This window comes from Caballeronia sp. NCF2 (assembly GCF_023631205.1).
In the GTDB taxonomy this organism is placed as follows: Bacteria; Pseudomonadota; Gammaproteobacteria; order Burkholderiales; family Burkholderiaceae; genus Caballeronia; species Caballeronia zhejiangensis.
Map to the genome: position 1 here is coordinate 219,909 of NZ_JALQDN010000006.1, position 24,075 is coordinate 243,983.

At 62.8% G+C, this 24,075-nt stretch carries 26 protein-coding genes and 1 tRNA gene; 16 read left to right on the forward strand and 11 right to left on the reverse strand.

From position 1 onward, the window contains the following. Positions 1-133: 133 nt before the first annotated feature. The 5 genes from NCS02_RS04490 to NCS02_RS04510 all read left to right on the forward strand — a co-directional run bounded on the left by NCS02_RS04490 (position 134) and on the right by NCS02_RS04510 (position 3,943). Positions 134-352 (forward strand): hypothetical protein, encoded by a 219-nt coding sequence (locus tag NCS02_RS04490; RefSeq protein WP_008350790.1) that lies wholly within the window; start codon positions 134-136, stop codon positions 350-352. A gap of 224 nt (positions 353-576) precedes the next feature. Next, a complete protein-coding gene (locus tag NCS02_RS04495) occupies positions 577-813 on the forward strand; it encodes a hypothetical protein (protein ID WP_175981823.1) in 237 nt (78 codons plus the stop codon). Between the two features lie 191 nt (positions 814-1,004). Next, the gene (gene otsA / locus NCS02_RS04500; protein ID WP_008350786.1) at positions 1,005-2,459 is read left to right on the forward strand and encodes an alpha,alpha-trehalose-phosphate synthase (UDP-forming); all 1,455 of its coding nucleotides are present in this window, start codon (positions 1,005-1,007) and stop codon (positions 2,457-2,459) included. Positions 2,460-2,567: 108 nt separating this feature from the next. After that, a complete protein-coding gene (locus tag NCS02_RS04505; protein WP_008350784.1) occupies positions 2,568-2,915 on the forward strand; it encodes a hypothetical protein in 348 nt (115 codons plus the stop codon). Positions 2,916-3,031: 116 nt separating this feature from the next. After that, positions 3,032-3,943, forward strand: a complete 912-nt coding sequence (locus tag NCS02_RS04510; RefSeq protein ID WP_034471304.1) for a YihY/virulence factor BrkB family protein — start codon at positions 3,032-3,034, stop codon at positions 3,941-3,943. 72 nt (positions 3,944-4,015) lie between these two features. Here the strand turns inward: NCS02_RS04510 and NCS02_RS04515 are convergent, their stop codons facing one another. Continuing rightward, positions 4,016-5,503, reverse strand: coding sequence for an RNA polymerase factor sigma-54 (locus NCS02_RS04515; protein ID WP_008350781.1), 1,488 nt, complete (start codon positions 5,501-5,503; stop codon positions 4,016-4,018). A gap of 450 nt (positions 5,504-5,953) precedes the next feature. Between NCS02_RS04515 and NCS02_RS04520 the strand changes: the two genes are divergently transcribed. Together NCS02_RS04520 and NCS02_RS04525 are read left to right on the forward strand one after the other, a co-directional pair. Continuing rightward, on the forward strand, positions 5,954-6,295 hold the full coding sequence (locus NCS02_RS04520; RefSeq protein WP_008350779.1) for a BON domain-containing protein: 342 nt from the start codon (positions 5,954-5,956) through the stop codon (positions 6,293-6,295). 322 nt (positions 6,296-6,617) lie between these two features. Further along, positions 6,618-6,839, forward strand: a complete 222-nt coding sequence (locus NCS02_RS04525) for a hypothetical protein (RefSeq protein ID WP_008350777.1) — start codon at positions 6,618-6,620, stop codon at positions 6,837-6,839. A gap of 102 nt (positions 6,840-6,941) precedes the next feature. On the opposite strand, the gene NCS02_RS04530 is transcribed toward NCS02_RS04525, so the two are convergent. Then, a complete protein-coding gene (locus NCS02_RS04530; RefSeq protein WP_250522898.1) occupies positions 6,942-7,394 on the reverse strand; it encodes a PA2169 family four-helix-bundle protein in 453 nt (150 codons plus the stop codon). 183 nt (positions 7,395-7,577) lie between these two features. Between NCS02_RS04530 and NCS02_RS04535 the strand changes: the two genes are divergently transcribed. Continuing rightward, positions 7,578-7,829: a hypothetical protein gene (locus tag NCS02_RS04535; protein WP_244807822.1), complete on the forward strand. Its 252-nt coding sequence runs from the start codon at positions 7,578-7,580 to the stop codon at positions 7,827-7,829. Between the two features lie 58 nt (positions 7,830-7,887). Here NCS02_RS04535 and NCS02_RS04540 read toward each other — a convergent pair whose 3' ends face one another. The 6 genes from NCS02_RS04540 to NCS02_RS04565 all read right to left on the reverse strand — a co-directional run bounded on the left by NCS02_RS04540 (position 7,888) and on the right by NCS02_RS04565 (position 12,071). Next, positions 7,888-8,463, reverse strand: a complete 576-nt coding sequence (locus NCS02_RS04540; protein WP_034471300.1) for a glycine zipper domain-containing protein — start codon at positions 8,461-8,463, stop codon at positions 7,888-7,890. Positions 8,464-8,519: 56 nt separating this feature from the next. Then, on the reverse strand, positions 8,520-8,879 hold the full coding sequence (locus tag NCS02_RS04545) for a DUF1488 family protein (RefSeq protein WP_008350770.1): 360 nt from the start codon (positions 8,877-8,879) through the stop codon (positions 8,520-8,522). Continuing rightward, on the reverse strand, positions 8,876-9,406 hold the full coding sequence (locus NCS02_RS04550; RefSeq protein ID WP_244807823.1) for a DUF4142 domain-containing protein: 531 nt from the start codon (positions 9,404-9,406) through the stop codon (positions 8,876-8,878). Before NCS02_RS04550 ends, NCS02_RS04545 begins: the two co-directional genes overlap by 4 nt. A gap of 25 nt (positions 9,407-9,431) precedes the next feature. Then, on the reverse strand, positions 9,432-9,980 hold the full coding sequence (locus NCS02_RS04555; RefSeq protein ID WP_244807824.1) for a type 1 glutamine amidotransferase domain-containing protein: 549 nt from the start codon (positions 9,978-9,980) through the stop codon (positions 9,432-9,434). A gap of 116 nt (positions 9,981-10,096) precedes the next feature. Beyond that, positions 10,097-11,464, reverse strand: a complete 1,368-nt coding sequence (locus NCS02_RS04560; protein ID WP_250519337.1) for an MFS transporter — start codon at positions 11,462-11,464, stop codon at positions 10,097-10,099. A gap of 103 nt (positions 11,465-11,567) precedes the next feature. Further along, positions 11,568-12,071, reverse strand: coding sequence for a YbhB/YbcL family Raf kinase inhibitor-like protein (locus NCS02_RS04565; protein WP_008350762.1), 504 nt, complete (start codon positions 12,069-12,071; stop codon positions 11,568-11,570). 282 nt (positions 12,072-12,353) lie between these two features. Here NCS02_RS04565 and NCS02_RS04570 point away from each other — a divergent pair, with 282 nt between their 5' ends. After that, complete coding sequence (locus tag NCS02_RS04570) at positions 12,354-13,832, forward strand: sensor domain-containing diguanylate cyclase (RefSeq protein ID WP_008350760.1); 1,479 nt, start codon at positions 12,354-12,356, stop codon at positions 13,830-13,832. Here the strand turns inward: NCS02_RS04570 and NCS02_RS04575 are convergent, their stop codons facing one another. Further along, entirely contained in the window at positions 13,833-14,231 is a 399-nt protein-coding gene (locus NCS02_RS04575) for a hypothetical protein (RefSeq protein WP_244807826.1), read from the reverse strand. Between the two features lie 131 nt (positions 14,232-14,362). On the opposite strand from NCS02_RS04575, the gene NCS02_RS04580 reads away from it, so the two are divergent. Beyond that, entirely contained in the window at positions 14,363-15,043 is a 681-nt protein-coding gene (locus tag NCS02_RS04580; protein ID WP_008350756.1) for a TetR/AcrR family transcriptional regulator, read from the forward strand. A gap of 69 nt (positions 15,044-15,112) precedes the next feature. On the opposite strand, the gene NCS02_RS04585 is transcribed toward NCS02_RS04580, so the two are convergent. Further along, positions 15,113-15,970, reverse strand: coding sequence for a shikimate dehydrogenase (locus tag NCS02_RS04585; protein ID WP_034471290.1), 858 nt, complete (start codon positions 15,968-15,970; stop codon positions 15,113-15,115). A 249-nt stretch (positions 15,971-16,219) separates the two neighbouring features. Here NCS02_RS04585 and NCS02_RS04590 point away from each other — a divergent pair, with 249 nt between their 5' ends. After that, positions 16,220-18,118 (forward strand): bifunctional sugar phosphate isomerase/epimerase/4-hydroxyphenylpyruvate dioxygenase family protein, encoded by a 1,899-nt coding sequence (locus NCS02_RS04590; RefSeq protein ID WP_033536690.1) that lies wholly within the window; start codon positions 16,220-16,222, stop codon positions 18,116-18,118. Between the two features lie 6 nt (positions 18,119-18,124). Here the strand turns inward: NCS02_RS04590 and NCS02_RS04595 are convergent, their stop codons facing one another. Further along, on the reverse strand, positions 18,125-18,442 hold the full coding sequence (locus NCS02_RS04595; protein ID WP_244807827.1) for a hypothetical protein: 318 nt from the start codon (positions 18,440-18,442) through the stop codon (positions 18,125-18,127). Positions 18,443-18,582: 140 nt separating this feature from the next. Between NCS02_RS04595 and NCS02_RS04600 the strand changes: the two genes are divergently transcribed. From NCS02_RS04600 to NCS02_RS04620, 5 genes are all read left to right on the forward strand, one after another. Continuing rightward, positions 18,583-18,657: transfer RNA gene (locus NCS02_RS04600), tRNA-Arg, on the forward strand. A 124-nt stretch (positions 18,658-18,781) separates the two neighbouring features. Continuing rightward, entirely contained in the window at positions 18,782-19,579 is a 798-nt protein-coding gene (locus tag NCS02_RS04605) for a bestrophin-like domain (RefSeq protein WP_008350748.1), read from the forward strand. Further along, positions 19,579-20,325, forward strand: coding sequence for a class I SAM-dependent methyltransferase (locus tag NCS02_RS04610; protein WP_244807828.1), 747 nt, complete (start codon positions 19,579-19,581; stop codon positions 20,323-20,325). The genes NCS02_RS04605 and NCS02_RS04610 overlap by 1 nt, the downstream gene beginning before the upstream one ends. Positions 20,326-20,912: 587 nt before the next feature. Continuing rightward, complete coding sequence (locus NCS02_RS04615; RefSeq protein ID WP_250522899.1) at positions 20,913-21,995, forward strand: glycosyltransferase family 2 protein; 1,083 nt, start codon at positions 20,913-20,915, stop codon at positions 21,993-21,995. A 2-nt stretch (positions 21,996-21,997) separates the two neighbouring features. Beyond that, entirely contained in the window at positions 21,998-23,962 is a 1,965-nt protein-coding gene (locus NCS02_RS04620; RefSeq protein WP_008350742.1) for an HAD family hydrolase, read from the forward strand. Positions 23,963-24,075 lie beyond the last annotated feature (113 nt).

Consider the following 24,075-nt stretch of genomic DNA (forward strand, 5'->3'; position numbering starts at 1 on the left):
GTCTCAGAAGCGAACGTAGCCGATGTGTCTCAGGGGCATGGCCCTTGCTGCCGATCGAATGACATCCGCGCAGTCGCGCCAGTGCGTGTCGCGGATGGGAAAAGTACGATCACAAGACCGCAAGGAGCCCATCATGTCACTCAACATGTCGATCCGCGCTTCCGACGATGCCCGTTTCGAAGCTCAGACGCCGCAGCCGCCGGACCCGCCGGTGACGCCGCCGGACCAGCCGCCGCCCACGCCGATTCCGCCCGACACCAATCCGGACCCGACGCGCGAGCCGCCCGAACCGCCGTCGCAGCCGATCGGCGATCCGCCGCCTGGACCGGGCGATCAGCCGCATGTGCAATAGCGTGTCAGAACGATGTTGAACCGCAGACGTTGGACAATGCCCAGAATTCGTGCAAGGTTTGAATAAGTTTCCATCCCGGACGTAGGGATTACAACGGATGACGCAACGATGACCGGCGACACGTTCTGTCGCCGGTCGTTTTTTCTGAAGCCGCGCTCATCGCAGCGCATCGGTCCGACGCCGCCGACGTCACTATCGCGACGGCCTTCTTACCTGGAGGCATCATGAGGCATCCCGCACTTCGACGCTCCGCGCGTCATTCTTCCAAGCGCGAAGCGCGCGCCGAAGCCGCCAAGTCGGCCGGCACGCAGAGCGCGTCCGCACCTTCCGCCGAACACGATCCCGCCTCGCAGAACCGCCCCGCGCCTGGCGTACCGCCCGATGGCGAACACAATCAGGGCGGCGTGCGGCGCGAAGGAATCGACTATCAGCGCGATTTGGGCTCCGAGCAGGACTCGTGATTTCAGCCGGCGGCAGCATCCGGCAAAAGAACAAAAATTTCTACGCGGCGCGCCTTCGCCGCGTGTTTTCGTTCGTCCGTAACATCTTCATACAAACTTTCGTTTACAAAAACCAACAAAAAGGCACAGCTTTTGCATACCCTTGATCGCCAATTCGAGCATGCAACGACAACTGATGAGGTGATGCTGTAATGAGCAGATTGATCGTGGTATCGAATCGCGTCGCACCGATCCAGGAAGGCAAGCCCAGCGCGGGCGGCCTCGCGATCGGCGTTCTGGACGCGCTCAAGGAGACTGGGGGCGTGTGGTTCGGATGGAGCGGCGAGATCGTCGGCGAATCGGGCGCGCCTGTTCTGGAGAACAGCGGAAAAGTGACCTACGCGACCGTCGGCCTGACGCGCCGCGATTACGACCAGTATTACCGAGGTTTCTCGAACGCCACCCTGTGGCCGACTTTTCACTATCGCAACGACCTCTCGCGCTTCGATCGAGAGGAGTACGCGGGCTACATGCGCGTGAACGCGAGTCTTGCGGCCAAGCTGAAGACGCTGCTCAAGCCCGACGACATCATTTGGGTGCACGACTATCACATGCTCCCGTTCGCGCAGGAACTGCGCAAGCTCGGCGTCGCGAATCCGATCGGCTTCTTCCTGCATATTCCGTTTCCGGTGCCGGAGATGATGCGTACGGTTCCGCCGCATGAGGAACTGATCGCGGCGATGTGCCAGTACGACGTCGTCGGCTTTCAGACGGATGCCGACAAGCAGTCGTTCATCGATTACGTGGAACGCACGAGCCGCGGCCACTACAACGACGACGACGGCATGCTTCAGGCCTTCGGCCGCATGCTCAAGGTGGGCGCGTATCCAATCGGCATTTATCCGGACGCCATCGCCAAGGCCGCCGAGCAGTTCTCGAACCGCAAGCCGGTGAAAAGCCTGCGTGACAGCATGCGCGGCCGCAAGCTCATCATGAGCGTCGATCGTCTCGACTACTCGAAGGGTCTCGTCGAGCGCTTTCAGGCGTTCGAGCGCCTGCTGCTGAATGCGCCCGGCTGGCATGGGCGCGTGTCGCTCGTGCAGATCGCGCCGCCGACGCGCTCGGACGTGCAGACCTATCAGCGCATTCGACAGAATCTGGAAGGCGAGGCGGGGCGCATCAACGGACGTTTCGCGCAGCTCGACTGGACGCCGATCCAGTATCTCAACCGCAAATACGAGCGCAATCTGCTGATGGCGCTGTTCCGGCTCTCGCAAGTCGGCTACGTGACGCCGCTGCGCGACGGCATGAATCTCGTCGCGAAGGAATATGTCGCGTCGCAGGATCCGGCCGATCCGGGCGCGCTCGTCCTGTCGCAGTTCGCAGGCGCGGCGGACCAGTTGCCGGGCGCGCTCGTCGTCAATCCGTTCGATCTGTCGCAGATGTCCGAAGCGCTGGAGCGCGCATTGTCGATGCCGCTCGCCGAACGCCAGGCGCGTCACGCCGACATGATGGCGCCGCTGCGCGAGAATAATCTTTCGGTCTGGCGCGATTCGTTCCTGTCGGACTTGCGCAGCGTCGCGACGGCGACTTCCGTCACGGAGAAAACCGTCAAGACCGTGAAGCAGGGCGCGTCCGAAGCCAAGCGGCCGGCCGCCAAGGCCTGAACGCTCCGATTCGCCGATAGAGAAGAACCCGCGCTTCGAAAGAAGCGCGGGTTTTTTACGCGCGGAACGGGACTTGCGGATTCATCGTGGACACGAACGAAGGAGGTCATGATGAGCGGAAGCACATTGAACCCGCCCGAAGACGACGGCGCGGAATACGGCAAGGGACACGGCACCGGCGCGCTCGGCCCGAGCGACTCGTCGGATAGCGGCTCCGACGTGCAGGGCGAAAAGCGCTATCCCGGCGACATCGAGGACGAGCTCGACGCCCACGCGCTCGGGCAGTCCGAGGCGGAGCTGAACAGCGATACGGACCGCTTCGGCACGGGCGAGGCGGCATCGGCGGATGGCGACAACAATCTGGAAGCCGATGCCGACATCCTGCCCGACGAAATCGAGGACGAAACGCGCGATCTCCCCGACGAGGACGCCGACCCCGCAGCCGATCGATCCTGACACGCATCGGCTGAGGCACACTGCAAGCGGCGCGCTCCGGACGGAGCGCGCCGCTTTTTACACGCGCTTCGCATCGCGGGGCTAACATCGTCGGATTGCTCCCAGTCACGCTCACGATGGATCAGGACGTCTCCGCCACACAATCCGCGCCCGTCGCATCGGGCCGCACGTCGCGCTTCGGCTGGCTTTCGTGGATCGTCGATCCCGTCATGCAATGGTCGCAGGACCACTGCCTGATGTTCTCGGCGGCGATCGCGTTCTTCGCCGCGTTCTCGCTTGCGCCGACACTCGTCATCGTGATCGCGGTGGCGAGCGTCTTCTTCGGCGCCGATGCCGTGCAAGGCAGGCTCTTCGACGAAATCAGCGGCGTCGTCGGCGTCGATGCGGCGCACGCGCTGGAAGCGATCGTCGCGAACGCGTGGCACGCGGACATCGCGCGCAGCACGGCGATCCTGTCGCTCGCGGGCGTGCTGATCGGCGCATCGGCGACATTCTCGTCGCTGCACAGCGCGCTCAACGTCATCTGGCCGACGCCCGCCGTGAGCACGCGCGAAAGCATCGTCACGCTGCTGCGCGTGCGGCTGATGTCGTTCGGGCTCGTGGTCGGTTCGGGTTTGCTGGTCGCGGTGCTGCTCGTGCTCGACGCGCTCGTCGAGTTGCTCGGACATTGGGTGCTGGGCGATGGCAGTCCGTTCGTCGTGCTCTCGGGGCTGACGCGACGCGCGATATCGCTCGGCGTGCTGATGATCGCCTTCACCGTGCTGCTCAAATTCCTGCCGACGACGCGCATGCTCTGGCGCGATGCCGCGCTCGGCGCCGCCGCCGCCGCGATGCTTTTCGAAGCCGGCAAGCGCCTCTTCGCGTTCTATCTCGCGCACGCGGGCACGGCGAACATGTTCGGCGCGGCCGGTTCGCTCGCGATCATCCTCATGTGGCTGTACTACTCGGCGGCGGTGTTTCTGCTAGGCGCGGAGCTAGCGGCGACGGCGGCGAGGAAGCGCACGCATCGCGCATCGGGCTGGCGTTGAGCATCAATGAAAGAGGCCGTCCGCGAAGGGACGGCCTCTTCAGCAGTTACCCGCTGTGATGCGTGAAACGGCTTACGCCTGACGACGCAATTCCGCAGGCGGCACCTTCATCAGATGGCGATACTTCGCTACCGTCCGGCGCGCGACGATCACGCCCTGATCGGCGAGCATCTTCGCGAGACTCACGTCGGAGAGCGGATCGCGCGTGTTCTCCTTCGAAATCATTTCCTTGAGCAGCGCGCGCACGGCCGCGGCCGAACACGTGCCGCCGCTTTCCGTCGACAGCTCGCGCGGGAAGAAGTGCTTGAACTCGAAGATGCCGCGTGGCGTCGCCATGTACTTGTTGCCCGTCGCGCGCGAGATGGTCGATTCGTGCAGGCCGAGTTCATCGGCGACATCGCGCAGCACGAGCGGCTTCAGCGCAATTTCGCCGTAATCGAAGAACGCCTTCTGATGCGACACGATGCATTCGGCCACGCGCTGAATCGTCGTGAAGCGCTGCTGCGCGTTGCGAATCAGCCAGCGCGCTTCCTGCAACTGCTGCGCGAGCGGCGAACGGCTCGCGCCGGCCGACTGCGCGAACAGTTCCGCGTACATCCGATGGATGCGCGCACGCGGCAACACCGCCGGATTGATCGTCACGACCCACTGCTTTTTCACCTGACGCACGATGACGTCGGGCACGACGTAGTTGTCCTCGCTCGACCCGTAGTTCTCGCCCGGTTTCGGATCGAGGCGGCGTACGAGCGCGCACGCGATGCGCAGTTCATCCGCGCTGCAGCCGATCTTCTTCTGCAGTTCCGCCTGCTCGCGGCGCGCGAGGCGCTCCAGATGATGCGCGACGATTTCCATCGCAACGGCGCGGCCCGGCGTGTCCTCGTCGAGCGCCTGGAGTTGGAGCGTCAGGCATTCCGAGAGATTGCGCGCGCCGACGCCCGGCTTGTCGAGCGATTGCACGAGCTTCAGCGCGATGTTGAGTTCGTCCTCGTGAAGCGCGGGTTCGATCTCCACGACATTCGCGAGGTCGCTCAAGTCCTGCCGCAGATAGCCGTCGTCATCGAGCGCTTCGATGATGAGCTGCGCGATGGCGCGATCGCGTTCGTTCAATTGATAAAGGCGCAGCGCGTCGTGGAGCGTTTCGTGCAACGAAGGTTCGATGCGAACCCAGTCGGCGGGATCGGAGCCTTCGCCGTCGCCGTTGTTGCGCGACGCGCCGCGGCCGAACGGATCGGACGAGAATTCGCTGACGGAATCGTCGCGCGAGCCGGAATCCACGTTCGATTCGGCTTCCATGCTCGCTTCGGGCGCGAGCGGCGTCTCGGTGGCGTTGTCGGATGTGGTCGACAGGGTCGAGTCGGACATCGAGCTGCCGTTGTCGGCGCCGAGCGCGTTGTCCTCGGTCTGGGACTCGTCGTATTCGAGAAAGGGGTTGGTATCCAGTGCGTTTCGCAGTTCCTGCTGGAACTCGAGCGACGAGAGTTGCAGAAGGCGAACCGACTGTTGAAGGCGCGGCGTGAGTGCGAGCGTTTGCTTCGCGCGTAGTTCGAGTGTAGGCGGCATTGCTTGCTAATCCTCGATTGTTCCAGACGTGATGGGCAGGTTTGCGACTAATAAAGCAACAGCCATGCCATCGAACGTTAAGGTCGTGCAGGGACTACGTTTTTCCTCACCGGCACCCTTCTTTTGAAGCCTTTCCAAGGCCGCTTTCACGCAGTTTTTACACGCGCTCAGACAAAACCGCTGCGGGATTCAGGCGCGTCGCGTTGCGCGCGGGCAAGCCTTCCGATGAACGGCGAAGATTTGTTCGCCTACGCACTCAGGCCTTGCCGCGCGGGGCATTCAGGACACTTCGGCGTCGGTCGGCTCGCGCGGCCGCCGGATCTGGCACGCAAGTTGCGGATCGAAGTTCACGATCCGCGTGCTACGGCGCGGACGTCATCGAAGAGCCGCGTCTAGCACGGAATGCGTGAACGCGGCGTCAGACCAAAATCGAAAAAAGGGAGTATCGACATGAAGACGACTCAAATCCTGAAGGCAGCCGGCGGTATCGCGTGCGTGGTGTTCGCGCTCAACGTCGGCGCACAGACCAACGCAGCGTCGTCGACGAGCGGTTCCGGCACGTCGATGGGCCAGAAGGTCGACGACAGCGCGATCACCACCAAAGTGAAGGCCGAACTGCTCGGCGCGAAGAACGTCAAGTCCACGCATATCCACGTCAAGACGCACGCGGGCGTCGTCTCCCTGACGGGCACGGTGCCGTCGGCGGAAGACAAGACCGCCGCCGAAGAAGTCGTCTCGAACGTCTCGGGTGTTGCTTCCGTGAAGAACCATCTTAAAATTGCCGCCAAGTAATGGCATAGTTCGTATGCCCGGCTTCGCCTCGGCGGGCCGCGGTTGAGTGCCAGCAGTACCGGAACCCGCGCGGGTTCGACGATTCGCCGCAAAAGGCGATGACTCGGACGAAGCGCGGGTTCTCGCTTGGAGGCATCGGTTCACGTTTTCGTCGTCCGGTGCTTCAGTCGCAAGTTCTCGCAAGACGCTTCACCAGTGCGCAGCACCTCGCAGCACTTCGAAACTCAAAAACGAGACGGCCGTTCAGGTCGACACTCAAACAGGCGGCTCACGAATGCGCAGTAGCCCGGCGTTCAGAGGCCCCGGCAAAAAGGAGCTCTTCATGAAGACGAAAAAGATGGCATTGATCGGCGCGCTCGCGCTGGCATTCTCGACGACGGCATTCGCCCAGGCAGCCTCCGATGCGGCAGCCTCGGCGCCGGTGGCGAAGAAGCAGAAGGGCACCAATCTGCATCAGCAGAACAAGGCACACAAGCTGCACGGCGCATCCGCAGCGGCAGCGGCTTCGGCGCTCGGCACCAATGACAAGGGTCAGCCGCAGTAACCCGCGTCGTACTGTCGCTTGACGAACAAACGGCCGCTTCGTGCGGCCGTTTGCTTTCGAAGCGGCCCGGAAAGCCGGGCCGCGTGCTTCACCGCGTCAGCATCAGGACTTCGCGGCTGCGTATTGATCGCGCAGATCGCGGATGCGGTCGTGGTTCTCCAGCACGCCCTGATACTGGCGCTCCACCACGGCGCGGACATCGGCGGGCAGGTCCTTGTCGAGCGCCTCGCGATAATTCTTCTTCGCTGCATCCTCGCCGCGCTCGCATTCGGCGAGGATCGCGTGATCGCTATGGCCGGTTACGGCCGACTTCACGTCGACCCAGCCGCGATGCAGCGCGCCCGACACCGATCCGCCGGTTTCGGGCTTGCCGCCCAGGCGTGCAACGATGTCCTGCAATTCGCGCGCGCCCTCGGCGCACTTTTGCGCGCGATTCTGAAACAGCAGCTTGAGGCTTGAATCACGCGTATCCTCGGCGGCCTTGAGAAAACCCTTTTCGCCGTCCTTCGAGGTTTCGACCAGATCGTTGAGTACCGATACGACATTCGTGCTCATATGAGACCTCCTTTTCGTTAGGACATTGCCACTGCGCAACCCCTGCGGGATGCGGCTCGCGGATTCATGACGCACGCGGCGTGCCCGATCGCGGGCCGCGCGGCATACGCCTTGCTGCCGTCACCGCACTACAGCGCGCGACCGGTTCGGGACGTGCGCGCGACAAGGCAACAGGAGAACGCAGTGAAATTTTTCAACCGGCTCGCGCATCGCGAGTTTCTGGTGCTGGCGGCTGTCGCCGCATCGGCGCTGACCTTGCATGTCCGACAAGAAAGCATCGACGCGCACGCGCGCTCGACACACGTTTCGCGCGCGGAATACGGACGCATCTGCGAGCCGCCCGTCGCACATGCGGAGAAGGGGCGCGTGCTGCCGGCCGACTGCGCCATTCCCGCCAACGTGCAGCCGAATCGGCCGAACGCGCCCTGGGTCTAGCACAGACGAAAACGCCCGCGCGAAGCGGGCGTTTCATCGATACGGCGCGAAACTACGATCACACGCGCGATTGCGCGAACTCGCCAGCCGGTTGCGGCGGCTTCAGCGGATCGAAGTCGCTCCAGCGGCCTTGTTGCCAGCGGCCCGACGCGCGTTCGATGTCCATTCCGCCTGCTTCACGCAATACCGCCGCGGCCTGATCGTGCGTTTCCGGCGAAACGTGCACGGCCACCAGCACGCCCGCATGACGCGCGGGCTCTTCCGCTTGCGCCGCGCCGTGCGGCTTCTTCTTCGTATGCGACATCGCGCCGACGAGCGATCCGACGTACGCGCCGACGCCCGCCGCGATCACCGAAACCAGCAGCGGCGCCTTGAAGACGGCGAAGATGGCGGCGCCGATGACCGCGCCGACCACCGCGCCGATCGTCACGCCCTTGCCGGCGCCCTTGGGCGCGCCGCTCGCACCCGCATCGGTGCCGACATCGCCGCCGATCGGATGGCGTGCGTGCTGGCCGCTCGGATTGACGAAGAAAAGCGTCACGTCTTCTTCCAGGAAGCCGCGCGCAAAGAGCTTCTGCGCTGCCGTTTCGGCCGCGCGAAAAGTCTGAAATCGGCCCGCAATGATCAGGGACATGTTCCCTCCTTGTTGGCTTGGGTTTTGGGAATGCGTCGTTCAGACGGCAAGGCCGCTCACTCCGGCTCCAGGCCGGCGACGCGGAACAATCCGCTCCTCAGCACGGCGGGCTGGCCGCCGTTGTCGTCGAGCACTTCGGCGCACACCGCGCGGATGCGCGACGCGCCTTGTTCGAACGCGGCGAGCAGATCGTCCTCGCGCGGCGATTTCGCGCCGAAGTGATCTTCGAGGGCTTCGGCGGTGATCGAGCAGACGACCGGCTCGCCGTCGATGAGCGCGGCGAAGTGAATCGCGAGATCGTCGCCGTCGTAGACAGGCGGTTCGTCGGCAAACGTGATGTGCATGGTCGAGTCCTCATAAGCGGGACGGGAAACGGAACGCAAGGCGGCGCGACCGGCGACGTGCGCGATCCTCATGACGCCGCCTTCGCTTTTGCGAGCTGCTGCGCCATCTCGTAGTGATGGCTGATGATCGGCAACGCCTTGGTCGCCGCGGCTTTCAGCGCGGTGTCGTTGCCGGTTTCGCTCTCTTTTCTGAACAGTTCGACGGCCTTTTGATGCCCGCCCACGGCCACCTTTTCAATATAGGCCTTGTCGAACTCGGCACCCTGGAGATTTTGCAGGCTGCCGATCACGGCGGTATCGGCGGCGGGCGGCGCGGTGATGCCGTGACGCTTCGCGAGCACGTCGAGATTGCGCGCGAGCTTCGTGTGATCGACGATCATTCGCTGTGCGAACTCCCGCACCTGCCGGTCGCTCGCATGCGTGAGCGCGAGCTTGCTCGCCGTGAGTTCGGTTGCGCCCGCCTGACCCGCGTCCTGCAGGAATTGCTGATCGATGGGCGAGAGCTTCTCGCTTGGCGTCTGTGCCTGCGCGAGCGGCGCGAAAGCAGCGGCGAGCGACAGCACGATCGCGCGCGTCACGGATGGAAAGTATCTCGGCATCGGCGAGCCTCCGATAAACATGCGCTCAGGCGCGCGCCTTGCCGAGCGCGTCGATCAGCGCCTTGTTGAACGCCGGAATATCGTCGGGCTTGCGGCTCGTGATGAGATTGCCGTCGATCTGCACTTCCTGATCGACCCACGTTCCGCCCGCGTTGCGCACGTCGTCCTGCAGGCTCGGCCAGCTCGTCATCGTGCGGCCCGCGACGATGCCAGCCGAGATCGGCAGCCAGCCGCCGTGGCAGATCACTGCGATCGGCTTCTTCGCGCGGTCGGCGTCCTTGACGAAGGCTTGCGCTTTCGCGTCGAGACGGATCGCGTCGCCGTTGACGACGCCGCCCGGCAGGACGATAGCGTCGTAGTCGGCGGGATTGGCGGCGTCGAAGGTCACGTCGACATCGACCTTGTCGCCCTTGTCGACATGCTTGAAGCCCTGAATCTGACCGGCTTTCTGCGATATGACGTCCACCTGCGCGCCCGCTTCCTTGAGCGCGCGTTGCGGTTCCACGAGTTCGGCCTGCTCGAAGCCGTCGACGGCGAGAATCGCGACCTTGCAACCGTTGAGGGAATTGGCCATGAACACACTCCTTATTGCTGATTTCGACTCTTCCGCGCGTGCGGAATCCATGGTCGAAGTTCAGCAAAGGCTGTGCCCAGCGGAACGGCCGGGCGGCCTTGAGCGGGAAGGGCGGATCAGGCGGGCTCGACGCTGCGTTTGCCCATCAGACGCAGCACGCTGACGACCGCTGCGGCAGCCGCGAACACGGCTGCGACGCCGAGCGCGATCACCGGGCCTTGCTTGGGCGCGACGCCGAAGATCAGCGCGACGAGCGCGGCACCGAGCGTCTGACCGGTGAGGCGCGCGGTGCCGAGCATGCCGCTCGCGCCGCCGCTGCGATGACGCGGCGCGGAGGCGAGCATCTGACGATTGTTCGGCGACTGGAACAGCCCGAAGCCGAGCCCGCACACGGCCATGCGCCATGCGACGTCGAGGGCCGTCGGATGCGCGCCGACGCTCGCGAGCAGCACGAGTCCGACGGTCAGTATCGCGAGACCGATGCCGCCGAGCAGGCCGGCCGAATACCGGTCCGCGAGCACGCCCGCGAGCGGCGCGACGAACACGATCACGAGCGGCCACGGCGTCATCAGAAACCCGGTCTCGACCTGGCCCATGCCGAAATTGTTCTGCAAAAGGAACGGCAGCGAAACGAACGCGAGCATCTGCGCGCAGAACGAACACACCGACGCGCCGACCGACAGCGCGAACACCGGAATGCGCAGCAGATCGACGGGCAGAAGCGGCGCGCTTTGCGTCAGTTGCCGCTTGACGAAGAAATAGCCGATGACCGCCGTCGCGATGAATTCGGCGACGAGATACGGCCGATGCTCGCCGTGCCCGATGCCGTCGACGGCAACGATCGCGAGGCCGAAAAAGAGCGCGTTCATGATCGCGCTGATGTAGTCGTACGGCTGCCGATGCCCCGGCGTGCGCGGCATCGCGTTCCAGCCGATGGCGAACGCCGCGACGCCGATCGGCACGTTGATCGCGAAGAGCCACGGCCACGTCGCGACCGAAAGCACGCCGGACGCGACGGTCGGCCCGATCACCGACGAGATCGCCACGACCGTCGCGTTGATCGACACGCCGCGACCGAGCTGATCCTGCGGATAGATGATGCGCACCAGCGCCGTGTTCACGCTCATGATGCCTGCCGCGCCGAAGCCCTGGACGACGCGCGCGATGGTGAGCGCAGCGAGCGACCCCGACAGCGCGCACGCGAGCGACGACAGCGTGAAGAGCGCGAGCCCCGTCATGTACACGCGCCGGTAGCCGATGCGGTCGCCGAGCGAGGCGAGCGGCAGCAGCGATATGGTGATCGTGAGCTGATACGCATTGACGATCCAGACGGAGTCGGCGGGAGACGCGTTCAGATTGCGCGCGATGGTCGGCAGCGCGACGTTGGCGATGGCGCCGTCGAGCACCGCGAGCGTGATGCCGAGCGCGACGACGGCAATGGCCCAGTATCGCTGGGGCAGCGGCAGACCTTTATCGGAGTCCATCGATGGGCGGGAAGTGGCGGGCGGCGCATCGTGTGTCGCGCCGTTTTTTCGAATGGCCAGGACGAAGACGCCGCCACGCGGGGCCGCGTCTTCGCCCGCGTGCTTACTTCAGTTCGTAGAGGCCGGTGTAAGTTGCCGAATCGATCTCGTTGAGATGCGTCATGAAGCGCGCGACGGCATTGGTCACGTTGCCATCGAGCGGCAGGCTTTCCGCCGAGAGCGCGTGGATGCGAAAGATGTAGCGATGCGGCTTGTCGCCACGCGGCGGCGCCGCGCCGCCGAAGCCGACCGTGCCGTAGTCGTTGCGCAACTGCAGCGCGCCTGGCGGCAGCAGGCTGCCGTCGGCCTTGCCGGCGTTGCGCGGCAGCGAGCGCACGTCGGGCGGAATGTTGACGACGATCCAGTGCCAGAAGCCGCTGCCGGTCGGCGCGTCGGGATCGTAGACGGTGAGCGCGAGACTGCGCGTTTCGGCGGGCGGATCTTCCCATTGCAGCGCCGGCGATACGTTCTCGCCCGAGCCGCCGAAGGCCTGCTGGTCGAATTCCTGCGCGCGCGTCATGAAGCCGTTCGCCGGAAATTCGTCGGACCAGATGCGGAAATCAGCCATGAGAGTCGAGCCTCCTTCTTATAGCGATGTGGATGGATGCGGCACGGCGCATCGGACTGCGTGGCGCCGCGAGCCTCGCGTGAGCCGGTGCAGCAAACGTGCCCGAGGCGGCAAGGACGAAGCCAGTCGAGTGTAGCATCCGCCCCCGATATCCCGCATGAGCGCGAATGCCGCTGGACGGAATGCGCGAAGACGGCCGGAAGCGGGCGATCGAGCCCTCGAAATATGACGCGCGTTACAATAATGAGATGAATTCAGCCGGCGCGAGCCGAAAGGACGACCATGCCAAACGACCCGCGCCGCGCTGCCGGTCAATTCGTGCCGGCGAGCATGCCGGCGGACGACGCCGACATGTTCGAGCTCGCGCCCGTTTCGCTCTGGCTCGAAGATTTCAGCGCCGTGCGCGAGCAGTTCGAACGCTGGCGCGCGGCGGGCGTCGCCGATCTGCGGTCGTTTCTCGCGGAGAATCCCGGGCGTATCGCGGAGTGCTCGTCGCGCATTCGGGTCGTGAAGGTCAACCGGCGCACGCTGTCGCTCTTTCACGCGAAGGATGTCGATCATCTCGTGCAGAACCTCGATCGCGTGTTCCGCGACGACATGCTCACCACGCACGTCGACGAACTCGAGCAACTCTGGGCGGGTCAATCGCGCTTCGTCAGTCAGACGGTCAACTACACGCTCGACGGCAAGCGTCTCGACGTGCTGCTCAAGGCGGTCGTGCTGCCGGGACACGAGGACACATGGAGCCGCGTGCTCGTCACGATCGAAGACATCACCGAGCTCGAAGCGATGCGCCGCAGCGCCGCCGCAAGCGAGCTCTATGCACGCGGGCTCTTCGAGCATTCGCCGGTGTCGCTGTGGGTCGAGGATTTCAGTTCCGTCAAGTCGTTGCTGGACGATGTGCGCGAGCGCGGCATCGTCGACTTTCGCACTTTCACGAACGTGCACCCGGAGTTCGTCGAGCGCTGCATGCAGGAGATTCACGTTCTCGACGTCAATCAGCACACGCTGCGGATGTTCGCCGCGCCCGACAAGGCGACGCTGCTCGCGCGCCTGTCCGATGTGTTCCGCGACGACATGCAACAGTACTTTCAGGAACAGCTCATCGATTTGTGGGACGGCAAGCTCTTCCAGCAGCGCGAAGTGCTGAACTATTCGCTCGAAGGCCACGAGGTGCACGTGCATCTGCAGTTCTCGGTGTTTCCGGGGCACGAGGCGCGCTGGGATCTCGTGCTCGTCGCGCTGACGGATATCACCGCGCGCAAGAAGGCCGAGGCGTATCTGGAGTTTCTCGGCAAGCACGACGTGCTCACGAAGCTCAAGAATCGCTCGTTCTATATCGATGAGATCAATCGTCTCGAACGCAAAGGCCCGTTCCCGGTGACGGCGATCGCCATCGACGTGAATGGCCTTAAGGCCGTCAACGATCAACTCGGCCACGCCGCCGGCGATGCGCTTCTGCGGCGCGCCGGCGAAGTGCTCGCCAAGGCGGTGGAGAAGCCGTTCCAGGCGGCGCGCATCGGCGGCGACGAGTTCATGGTGCTCTTGCCGGGCACCGACGAACGCGGCGGCGAGACGGTCATCGAGAGCATTCGCCAGTTGCTCGAAGTGAACAATCAGTTCTATTCGGGCAATCCGCTTTCCTTCGCGACGGGCGCGGCCACCGCGCACGAAGGCGAGCGTCTCGAACCGATGCTGCAACGCGCCGATGCCGCGATGTACGCGGAAAAACGCGCGCATTACGACGGCGCGAGCGAGTGATCACTGCGACTGTGCGACTTCGTCGATGCCGCGGCTGAGTGCCGGACACGCTTCGCCGATCTGCTTCTTGTACTCGGCGGGATTGCTCGTCTTCAGCTTGTCGAAGCGATCGACGGTCGGTTGCGCCTGCGCAAGGCCGAGCTTCCATTCGCCATCGAAATCGGGTGCGTCGGGATAGCTTGTCCGCACGACGTTCTTGAAGCGCGCGACCTTGGCGGCGTCGATATGACAGACATCCGCCGCGCCCCGAGCGATGTTCGCGCTCGTCATCACGCCTTCCGCAGCCGCCAGTTCCTTCGATGACGGATGGCCCGGCGGCATCGCGGTCTGCGCCATCGCACACAGGCACCATGTGGTCAGAACGGCGGGAACGAGTAGGGTCGAGCGCTTCGTCGGCATGTGATTTTTCGCTTTGTTCGTGGGGTCAAAAAATTATAGGTGAAGCCCTCCGTGCGCAACGTCTGTTATGGCGAGGATGCGTCAATATCGCGTGCTAGAATCGATTTTCAACGCCGTTCTCAGACAGAAAAATGAAAAAAGGAAGCAAGGCCGCTAGCGCCGCGCCCTCGTCGACCACGGAGCAGGGGCGGCGCAAGTACGATCCTGAGGAGACCAAGCGGAACATTCTCGACATCGCCACGCAGGAGTTCTCGGCGATGGGACTCGCGGGCGCGCGCGTCGATGCCATCGCGGAGCGCACCAACACCACGAAGCGCATGCTGTATTACTACTTCGGCAGCAAGGAAGGGCTGTACGAAGCGGTATTGGAGCAGGTCTATGGCGATATCCGCGCGCTCGAACAGGAATTGCAGCTCGCGGAAATGGAGCCGGAGGAAGCGCTGCGCGAATTCGTCGGCTTCACGTTCGACTATCACGACAAGCATCGCGATTTCGTGCGGCTCGTGACAATCGAAAACATCCACGGCGCGAAGTACATCGAACAATCGAAGACCTTCAAGGCGCGCAATTCGACGGTCGTGAAGACGATCGAAGATCTCATCGCGCGTGGCGTCGCTGCCGGCAAGTTTCGCGAAGACGTCGATCCGATCGACCTGCATCTGATGATCAGCTCGTTCTGCTTTCATCGCGTGGCGAACCGTCATACCTGGGGCGCGGCGTTCGGGCGCGATCCGTCGGGCGCGCGCTCGCGTGCGCGTCATCGCGAGATGATCGTCGATGCGGTGCTGCGGTTCATGCGGCGCGACGGCTGATTTCCCCGCGCGCAAAGCAAAACGGCGACGCTCTCGCGAGGTCGCCGTTTTTTCATTGCTGCCGATGCATCAGCGTTCCAGCAGGCTCTGGAAGTGCGCGAACATGCGCTCGGCATCCGGCTCCAGCCCGGTGAAGATGCGCAACGCATCGACCGCCTGACACACCGCCATCCCGCCGCCGCTCACCGTGCGGCAGCCGAGCGCCTTCGCCACTTTCAGCAGCTCGGTTTCGAGCGGGAAGTACACGATTTCCGCGACCCACAGTTCCTTGTGCAGATACTCGGCCGGCAACGGCAGGCCGGGCAGTTTCGCCATGCCGGTCGGCGTCGCGTGGATGAGGCCGCTCGCGCCGGCGAGCGTGTCGCGCAAGTCGCCGCCGCTTTTCACGACGCGATCCGGAAAGCGCGCCGCGAGCTCGGCGGCGAGCGAAGCCGCGCGGGCGTCGTCGGAATCGAAGAGCGTGAGTTCGCGCGCGCCCATCGTGAGCGCCGCGTGCGCGACGGCCGCGCCCGCGCCGCCCGCGCCCAGTTGCACGACGCGTTCGAGCGGCGCGTCCGGCAGACCGCGCTGAAACGCGCGCGCGAAGCCCGACCAGTCCGTGTTGTAGCCGATGCGCTTGCCGTCCTTCAGCACGACGGTGTTGACCGCGCCGAGCGCGCGCGCGTCGGGATCGAGGTCATCGAGCAACGGGATCACGCTTTGCTTGCACGGATACGTGATGTTCAGGCCGTCGTAACCCATGCGCTCGGCGGCATCGAGCAGATCGGGCAGGGCGGACGGCTCCAGTTCCAGCGCTTGCAGGTCGATGCGCCGGTAGACGTAATTGAGTCCGAGGTTGCTGCCTTCCTTTTCGTGCATGGCGGGGGTGAGCGAGCCGCCGATGCCCGATCCGATCAGGCCGATGAGATACGAAGTCTTGTTGGTCATGCGAGCGCTCCGGCATGGATGAGCACTGCATGCTGCAGTGCGAGATGAATACGTCGCAGTGTGAACGCCCGCGCGAGGCTTGTCGGTTCGTGTTTCCACTGATTTGTACGGTCTAGTTAGTTTGTTATTATCTCGCAGAATGACATGGATTGCGCGCGTTCGCCATGCGGACGTCCTACACTGGAAGGCACCGCTCGATCCATCCCGCATTCACTGAATTGCAACGAGGAGGCAGCGATGCTGCGTTCGATCCGCACTTCCATCGCGACGGTTTCCATCAGCGGCACGCTTCCCGAGAAGCTGCACGCTATCAAGGCCGCCGGGTTTGACGGCGTCGAGATCTTCGAGAACGACCTGCTGTATTTCGACGGCACGCCCGCCGACGTGCGCCGCATGTGCGCGGATCTCGGCCTCGAGATCTATCTGTTTCAGCCGTTCCGCGATTTCGACGGCGTGAGCGCCGAGCGTCTCGCGCGCAACGTCGAGCGCGCGAAGCGCAAGTTCGAGCTGATGCACGAGCTCGGCACAGACCGCATTCTCGTCTGCAGCAACGTGTCGCCGGATACGATTCGCGACGACGCGCTCATCGTCGACCAGCTCGGCGTGCTCGCCAAAATCGCGGAAGAAGCGGGGGTGATCGTCGCGTACGAAGCGCTCGCGTGGGGCCGCTACGTCAACTCGTACAAGCACGCGTGGAAACTCGTCGATGCCGTGAATCATCCGAGTCTCGGCCTCGCGCTCGATACGTTCCACACGCTGTCGATCCGCGATTCCGTCGACGAGATCGCGTCGATTCCGGGCGAGCGCATCGCGTTCGTGCAAATCGCCGATGCGCCCATTCTCGCGATGGACGTGCTCGAATGGAGCCGTCACTATCGGTGCTTTCCGGGGCAAGGCGCGTTCGATGTCGCACGCTTCACCGCGCGCGTGCTGGAAGCGGGCTACAAGGGGCCGCTGTCGCTCGAAATCTTCAACGACGGCTTTCGCGCCGCGCCGACCGCGATCACGGCGGCGGACGGCTATCGCTCGCTGCGCTTTCTGGAAGAGCAGACGCGCGAGCTGCTGGTTTCCGAAGGCAAGGCCGTGCCGCCGGAGCTGTTCAATCCGCCCGCGCCGCCCGAGCACATCGGCTTTCAGTTCCTCGAATTCGCCGTCGACGATTCGACGCGCGAGCATCTGTCGCAATGGCTCGGACGGCTCGGCTTCAGGCTCGCGGGCAAGCATCGCTCGAAGGATGTCGCGCTGTATCGGCATGGCGCGGGTTCGATCGTGCTGAACGCCGAGGCCGATTCCTTCGCGAGCGCGTTCTTCCAGAAGCACGGCTTGTCGCTGTGCGCGTCGGCGTTTCACGTCGATGACGCGAAGCAGGCGTTCGAGCGCGCCGCCGCGTATGGCTCGCAGCCGTTCTCGGGGCGCGTCGGTCCGAACGAGCGCGTGGTGCCGGGCGTGCAGTCGCCCGACGGCAGCCTCGACTATTTCGTCGACGAAGCGAAAGGCGGCCCGACGTTGTGGGAATCGGATTTCATCCTGACGGACATCGACGGGCCGTACGAAGTCGGGCCGCTGTCGCGCATCGATCACGTGTGCCTGTCGCTTCCCGCCGATGCGCTCGATACCTGGGTGCTTTTCTTTCGCAGCGCGTTCGGTTTCGAGACCGAGCCCGCCGTGCTCGTGCCCGATCCGTACGGGCTCGTGCGCAGCCGCGCGGTGCGAAGCCGCGATGGTTCGGTGCGAATCGCGCTGAATGCGTCGATGGATCGCTATACGGCGGTGTCGGAGTCGCTGTCGACGTATCGGGGCTCGGGTCTGAATCACGTCGCGTTCAGCACGCCCGATATCTTCGACGCGATTCCGCGCCTCGAAGCCGATGGCGTCAAATTCCTGCGAATCCCGCGCAACTACTACGACGACCTTGTCGCGCGTTTCGGCCTGCCCGACGAGCAGATCGATCAGATGCGCGAGCACAATATCCTCTACGACCGCGACGAGCGCGGTGGCGAGTTCTTCCATGCGTACACGGAGCAGCTCGATCAGCGCTTCTTCCTCGAAGTGATCGAGCGGCGCGGCGGCTACGACGGCTACGGCGCGGCCAACGCGGCGGTGCGGCTCGCCGCGCACGCGCAACAGCGCGCGCGTCAGTCGGCCTGAAGACGCTCAGGCGCTTGCGGTTTTTCCGCTGCCCGCGGCGAGTTCGCGCTCGCGCCTGAGTTCTTCTTCGCGGGCGCGGACGGCGGCCTCGAACGCGTCGATGTGCAGAAACAGCCGATGCACGGTCTGGATCTGCGTATGAGAGAGATGTGACCGACGCGTGATCGATGCGAGCCGCTCGCGCCAGTACGAAGGCGGCAGCAGCGGGCCGCCGAGATCGCACGACAATGAACGACGCAGCACCAGTTCGAGGTGCGTCAGGTCTTGGTCTGCCAGCAACGCCGAAAACGCGCCCTGCGGCTTTGTATCGGGAAATGGGTCCATTACTCCGATGGCGGCGCGATCAGGCGGAACTTGATAGGTGCAAACCCTGGTTTTCGCCGATTTTTCGGATACGCGGCGAACGAAAGCGTTTGCTATACTCTGCGCTCGCTTCGCCGACGCTGTCGGCCCTGCGCGGTCCGCTCCCCGTAGTTCAATGGATAGAACGAGTGCCTCCTAAGCGCTAGATGCAGGTTCGATTCCTGCCGGGGGGACCACGATTCCCGCACGCCGTTTTTCCCCCCTTCTTTTTCTTCGCCGTATCCGGTCCGCATTGGACCGCGCGCGCTTTCCCGTCGATAATGCGTCCACTCCGGTCACGCCATCACGGCTCGCGCGCTCATGACGGAAATTCAATCCGCGGTGCTCGTCTTCGTTCTCCTTCTGGCCAGCACGGGCATCGGCGCGATCGTGCGGCCGCTTCTGCCCGAGGAACACAAGGCGCAGGAGACGGTGCAACTGGTCCAGTTGCTCGTCGGCATGCTGGTCACGTTCGCGGCGCTCGTGCTCGGCCTTCTGACCGCATCGGCGAAAACGGTTTTCGACACGACCAACAACGACATGCGCAGCTACGCGTCCTCGATCATCGAACTCGATCGCACGATGCGCGACTACGGCGCCGAACTCGGTCACGCGCGGCAACTCCTGCGCAAATACACGGCGGCGGCGGTGGCGAGCACGTGGCCGAGCGAGCCGCGGCCGCCCGGCGAATATCCGGCGGTCGAGGCACCGAACAAGAACGACAGTCTCGCGAGCAGCACGCTCGGCGCCATGCTGAGCGAGGCGCAGCGCGAAGTGCGCTTGCTGGTTCCGCGCGATGACTATCATCGCCAGCTCGCGGTCGAAGCCGCCGCGCGCTTCGAGCAGCTGATCGCGCTGCGCTGGAAGCTGATCGAGGAGGCGCACGGATCGATTTCGTATCCGTTCGACCGGATTCTCGTCGGCTGGCTGCTCATCATCTTTCTGTGCTTCGGGCTGATCGCGCCGCGCAACGCGCTCTCGCTCGTGACGATCATGCTCGGCGCGCTGTCGATCGCGTCGGCGGTGCTCGTGATCCTCGATCTCGATACGCCGTTCACCGGGCCGATCATGGTCGGCAGCCAGCCGATGCGCGACGCGCTCTCCTACGAATCCCGCTGATGCTCTACGACGATCCGCGCCTCGTCGCGCTCTACGACGTCCTCAATCCGTTCGCCGCCGACACGGCGTTTTATCTCGCGCTGGCGCAATCGGCGCGGCACGTCGTCGATCTGGGTTGCGGCACGGGGTTGCTGGCTTGCGAGCTGGCCAAGCGCGGCCATCGCGTGACGGGCATCGATCCGTCGCCGCAGATGCTGCACGTCGCGCGCTCGCGTCCCGACGGCGACGAGGTGACGTGGATCGAAGGCGACGCGAGCGCGCTGCCGTTCGTCGGCGCGGCCGATCTGCTCGTGATGACGGGCCACGTCGCGCAAGTCTTTCTCGACGATGACGCGTTTCTCGCGACGCTCAAAGCCGCGCGCCGGGCGATCCGGCCGGGCGGCGCGATCGCGTTCGAGAGCCGCCATCCGGCGGCGCGCGCGTGGGACAACTGGACGCGCGAGCGTTCGTCGAGATGCGTGAGCGCGCCCGATGGACGCGCGGTGGAAGTGTGGCAGGAGCGGCACGCCGAGCCCGATCCGCTTTCGACGGGACGCGTCGCGTTCACGACGCATTACCGCTTCATGCCGACGCCCGATGCGCCGGAGGAAACGCTGAGCGCCGTGAGCGAGCTGCGCTTTCGCACGCGTGACGAACTTGCGCGCTTGCTGACCGATGCGGGTTTCGCAAAAATCGACTGGTTCGGAGACTGGAACCGCGCGCCGGTTGATGAAGTGAGCCGCGAGTTGATCGCGGTGGCGCGCTGACTGGATCAAGTTCAATCCCCTGACTTAACGCGTTGGCATTCTGTCCAGGGGATCAATGTTCTTCGCATTGTTTGAACCTCGGCGCGCGCGGTGTCATGCGCGAACCCTATGCCTTTCGCCGGGATCGATAAGTTGACGCGCCGAAAACCTCGAACGTTTGCAATCTAATTCGCGATATTATCCTGATAATAGGCTTTATACAAATAGCAGTTGCGCATCTAAACCTGTACATCGGAAAACAATTTATCACAGAATAAACGCCGAAATTTCCTAAATCATCGTTGTATTCAGCGCATCATGATCGACCTGTGAGCATCGGCGATTACACTTATAGTGTTCAGGCCTTAGCGGAAGATGCGAAGGTTAATTCCGAAGGTCGGCTGAAGGGCAAGCGTCCGTTGATTTTCGGCAATTATCGCGCATGGCTCGGATCGTCAATTTGAGACCCAGTTAGACATCCGGCTGGTTCGGGCCTTAAGGCGCATAAAAGCAAATGGTTCGCACTTTATGAATTCAACCCGTCCCATCTCGGCATCGGATTTCTCGATGTCGCGAAACCTCTACAAGTCAGCGGTCAAGGAATCGTCATGATCGGGATTGTGATGCGTACGAAGGACCGGCCAGTCCTTCTGCGTAGAGCGCTGAAAAGCGTCATGCGGCAATCGTGGAAAAAATGGCACGTCGTCATTGCTAATACCGGTGATCCGCGAGTCGTTCAACGCGTGTTGGAAAGCTTGGGAGCCACCGACGGTCTAGCTATCGAGATAGTGCATCTGGACAAGGAGCTCAGCGCGGAAGATGCAACGAACGCGGCGCTGGAGCGTCTGAGCGGCGCAGAGCATATCGCATTTCACGACGATGACGATAGCTGGGCCCCGGATTTTCTGGGAATCTGCGTTAGGCAATTAGAAACATTATCGGAAATATATCCGGCAACGGTGGCCGTGATAGCTTTGGGAAAACGCGTCGATGAGGAAATCGACGGTAACGTGGTGCGTGTCAAAAGCACGGAGCTGATGCGGCCGCATATGAGCGCGGGATTTATTTCGCTTAATGCGATGGTGGTCGAAAATCAGTTCAAGAACATTCAGCTACTCGTAAAGAAAAGTGCGGTTGCCAAAATTCGCTTCAATTCGCTATTCGGCGGAATGTCAGACTGGGATTTTCACCTTCGTCTGCTCATGGCAAGAGATATCTATGTTATTCCGCAGGTGCTAGTGTTTTCTCACGTCCGAAGCTCGGTACGCGGCCCCTATGCAAACCGTTCGGCCGCCGCTCGTGCATTTGCCGGGACCGTCGCAGAAGCAACGATTTTGGGAAATGCCTGGCTTAGAGCCGACATTTCATCGGGAACAGTCGGCCTTGGGTTTCTGAACAGCATTCGACCGGTTCTTGAGCACTTGTCGTGGTACGCGACGCAAAGCAGCAACTCGTCCCGAGCGATGCTCGAACGATTACACGGCGACATAGGGGCCTTGGGGGCGGAGCTGTCGAACGTGTCCGGCAGAGTCTCACGTCGTCCAGTGCGAAACGTGTTCAAGCTCGGCTATTTGTGGCTGCGCTCTGGCCGCGCACTTCATTACTTGCTTCAGTTCTTGCGGACGGCGAATTCGGTCGGCTTGCGGCAAGCCGTGGACCGAACAAAAACCTGGTTACTCCTGCAGCGATAGATATGTGGCGCATAAACAAGAATTGCAGTTTTGAGGACGCAAAACGTCTGATCGACGAAGCAGGAATCGTGTCGTTCGACGTGTTCGATACGCTCATTCATCGTCTGGTTGCAAGACCTGCTGACGTTTTCGACTTGGTGGCGGCTCAATTGCGGCACGATGAGTACACTGAATTGGATTACGGGATGGTCGACTCGTTTCCGGCGAATCGACTTCTCGCAGAAATTCAGACGCGCGAGAAGTACTACAGGCTCCGCAACTCCTACGAAGTGACTTACGACGAGATCTATGAAGAGTTGGCATCGCAACTGGGAGCGGATCGCCTGGTTGACCGGTTCAAGGTGGTAGAACTCCAGGTGGAGCGGGCAATCGTCTATTGCAACCCAGTCATGCGGGAGCTAGTGCAATACGCGCAAGCCATTGGCAAGCCCGTGGTGCTTTGCTCCGACATGTATCTCCCGTCGACGGTCATTCTCGAACTCATTCAGGCATGCGGATACGGAAAGATAGAACTGGTGGTGTCCTGCGAGGAGGGAGCCAGCAAGCACGAAGGCTCTCTTTTCGCGATCGCTGCAAAAAGGGCAGGCGGCACGACGCGGGGCATGCTGCACTTCGGTGACAACCTCCACGCGGATGTAGAAATGGCGAAGCGCGCTGGCGTGAAGGGCGTGCATTTCGATTATCTCGCCCGCATCGAGTCCGATTTCTTACGGAATCCGATAGTGTCGTCAGTGGACATGCCGCACACCGCCAGTCTCATCGCCGGCGGGACGCGGGCAGTACTTATGCAGAGAAAGCGCGAGGTGGCGGAGCCATGGTTCGACATCGGCGCACAGGTGTTTGGACCGTTGTTCCTCGGCTACTTCATCTGGATGATGCATCAGTTGAAGCTGGACAACGTTGACAAGGTTCTGTTCTTCGCGCGTGACAGTTACCTGTTCCATAAGCTGTATGAGCAGTACGCGGAGCAAATGGGTGTCAAAATTCCGAGCGAGTACGTTTACATTTCGCGCGCCGCCACGCTCCTGCCGAGCTTCGTCGATTTTCCGCCCGATCGTGTGTGGCATCTTTTCGGTGGAAAAACGGAGAGAACGGTCAAGCAGCATTTCAAACGTCTGGGGCTCGACGTTTCGCGTAATCGTGCCGCGATAAAGGCGGTCGGCTTCGCAAGCGAAGACGAGCGAGTAGTAGGCGGCGACATGCGAATGCACCGGCTGATCAGTATTCTTCTTTCGCAACTCATGGACGTCGCAGCCGAGCAGCGTGCGCTGGTATCTGCGTACTTGTCGAAGACAGTTATCGGATGCAAGAGAATCGCCGTGTCTGACATTGGCTGGGGAGGAAACATGCAAGGGGGCCTCTCACGTATCCTCCAGACGTCTCGAAGCGACTTCCGTACGTTTGGCTATTATTTCGGGACTTTCGAATCGGTGAGAATCAATCAGCTACCGAGTGACGCCTACTTCGGTTTCATGGTTCAGAACAGCGATCCCCGTCACGAAACGGAGCTTTTGCAAGCGGGGGGCGTCGAAATTCTGGAGTTTGCGACGGTAGCACCGCACGGCACGACATTGGGATACCGTCGTGAAGGAGAGGAGATCGTTCCCATACTCGAGGAGAACAACGAAGACATCGCCGTGCAAAAGCTTGCGGCGGAGGTTCAAGCTGGCGCGCTCGAATATGTGCATACGGTCTTGCCGACGATCCTGGCTTTCGGCTACGAGAAATTCATCTCGCCGGCATGGGCGCAGCCGTTCAGCCGACTGGTCGAGCGTCCGAGCAAGAGCGAGGCGGCGTTATTCGGCGCGCTCACGCACTCGGATTCTGCAGGCGACACCAGCGCACGAACGAGCCTCGCCGAACGGCTTGACGTCAAAAATGGCCGGCCGAGCAACGAGGAAATCGCGCTCAGCAGAGCTCGCTCTTTCTGGAAGGCTGGTTTTGATGTATTGAATGCGCTAACTTAAAACAAGTAGCTGGATTGCTGAGAGGAAGAAGCGCCGCAAATGGCTCGCGCACGACGCGAGGACGCATTGCACGCTTCGTTCACGTCCCATCGAAAATAACGAAGCATCAGACC

What these genes read in the sequence shown, in the direction of transcription:
- NCS02_RS04575 (WP_244807826.1), bottom strand. Translation starts at nt 14,231, where the DNA reads ATGCCGACGAAGCGCTCGACCCTACTCGTTCCCGCCGTTCTGACCACA.
- NCS02_RS04525 (WP_008350777.1), top strand. Translation starts at nt 6,618, where the DNA reads ATGAAGACGAAAAAGATGGCATTGATCGGCGCGCTCGCGCTGGCATTC.
- NCS02_RS04585 (WP_034471290.1), bottom strand. Translation starts at nt 15,970, where the DNA reads ATGACCAACAAGACTTCGTATCTCATCGGCCTGATCGGATCGGGCATC.
- otsA (WP_008350786.1), top strand. Translation starts at nt 1,005, where the DNA reads ATGAGCAGATTGATCGTGGTATCGAATCGCGTCGCACCGATCCAGGAA.
- NCS02_RS04495 (WP_175981823.1), top strand. Translation starts at nt 577, where the DNA reads ATGAGGCATCCCGCACTTCGACGCTCCGCGCGTCATTCTTCCAAGCGC.
- NCS02_RS04570 (WP_008350760.1), top strand. Translation starts at nt 12,354, where the DNA reads ATGCCAAACGACCCGCGCCGCGCTGCCGGTCAATTCGTGCCGGCGAGC.
- NCS02_RS04550 (WP_244807823.1), bottom strand. Translation starts at nt 9,406, where the DNA reads ATGCCGAGATACTTTCCATCCGTGACGCGCGCGATCGTGCTGTCGCTC.
- NCS02_RS04555 (WP_244807824.1), bottom strand. Translation starts at nt 9,980, where the DNA reads ATGGCCAATTCCCTCAACGGTTGCAAGGTCGCGATTCTCGCCGTCGAC.
- NCS02_RS04620 (WP_008350742.1), top strand. Translation starts at nt 21,998, where the DNA reads ATGTGGCGCATAAACAAGAATTGCAGTTTTGAGGACGCAAAACGTCTG.
- NCS02_RS04565 (WP_008350762.1), bottom strand. Translation starts at nt 12,071, where the DNA reads ATGGCTGATTTCCGCATCTGGTCCGACGAATTTCCGGCGAACGGCTTC.
- NCS02_RS04530 (WP_250522898.1), bottom strand. Translation starts at nt 7,394, where the DNA reads ATGAGCACGAATGTCGTATCGGTACTCAACGATCTGGTCGAAACCTCG.
- NCS02_RS04605 (WP_008350748.1), top strand. Translation starts at nt 18,782, where the DNA reads ATGACGGAAATTCAATCCGCGGTGCTCGTCTTCGTTCTCCTTCTGGCC.
- NCS02_RS04515 (WP_008350781.1), bottom strand. Translation starts at nt 5,503, where the DNA reads ATGCCGCCTACACTCGAACTACGCGCGAAGCAAACGCTCGCACTCACG.
- NCS02_RS04610 (WP_244807828.1), top strand. Translation starts at nt 19,579, where the DNA reads ATGCTCTACGACGATCCGCGCCTCGTCGCGCTCTACGACGTCCTCAAT.
- NCS02_RS04505 (WP_008350784.1), top strand. Translation starts at nt 2,568, where the DNA reads ATGATGAGCGGAAGCACATTGAACCCGCCCGAAGACGACGGCGCGGAA.
- NCS02_RS04545 (WP_008350770.1), bottom strand. Translation starts at nt 8,879, where the DNA reads ATGAGGATCGCGCACGTCGCCGGTCGCGCCGCCTTGCGTTCCGTTTCC.
- NCS02_RS04560 (WP_250519337.1), bottom strand. Translation starts at nt 11,464, where the DNA reads ATGGACTCCGATAAAGGTCTGCCGCTGCCCCAGCGATACTGGGCCATT.
- NCS02_RS04510 (WP_034471304.1), top strand. Translation starts at nt 3,032, where the DNA reads ATGGATCAGGACGTCTCCGCCACACAATCCGCGCCCGTCGCATCGGGC.
- NCS02_RS04595 (WP_244807827.1), bottom strand. Translation starts at nt 18,442, where the DNA reads ATGGACCCATTTCCCGATACAAAGCCGCAGGGCGCGTTTTCGGCGTTG.
- NCS02_RS04490 (WP_008350790.1), top strand. Translation starts at nt 134, where the DNA reads ATGTCACTCAACATGTCGATCCGCGCTTCCGACGATGCCCGTTTCGAA.
- NCS02_RS04520 (WP_008350779.1), top strand. Translation starts at nt 5,954, where the DNA reads ATGAAGACGACTCAAATCCTGAAGGCAGCCGGCGGTATCGCGTGCGTG.
- NCS02_RS04615 (WP_250522899.1), top strand. Translation starts at nt 20,913, where the DNA reads ATGATCGGGATTGTGATGCGTACGAAGGACCGGCCAGTCCTTCTGCGT.
- NCS02_RS04580 (WP_008350756.1), top strand. Translation starts at nt 14,363, where the DNA reads ATGAAAAAAGGAAGCAAGGCCGCTAGCGCCGCGCCCTCGTCGACCACG.
- NCS02_RS04540 (WP_034471300.1), bottom strand. Translation starts at nt 8,463, where the DNA reads ATGTCCCTGATCATTGCGGGCCGATTTCAGACTTTTCGCGCGGCCGAA.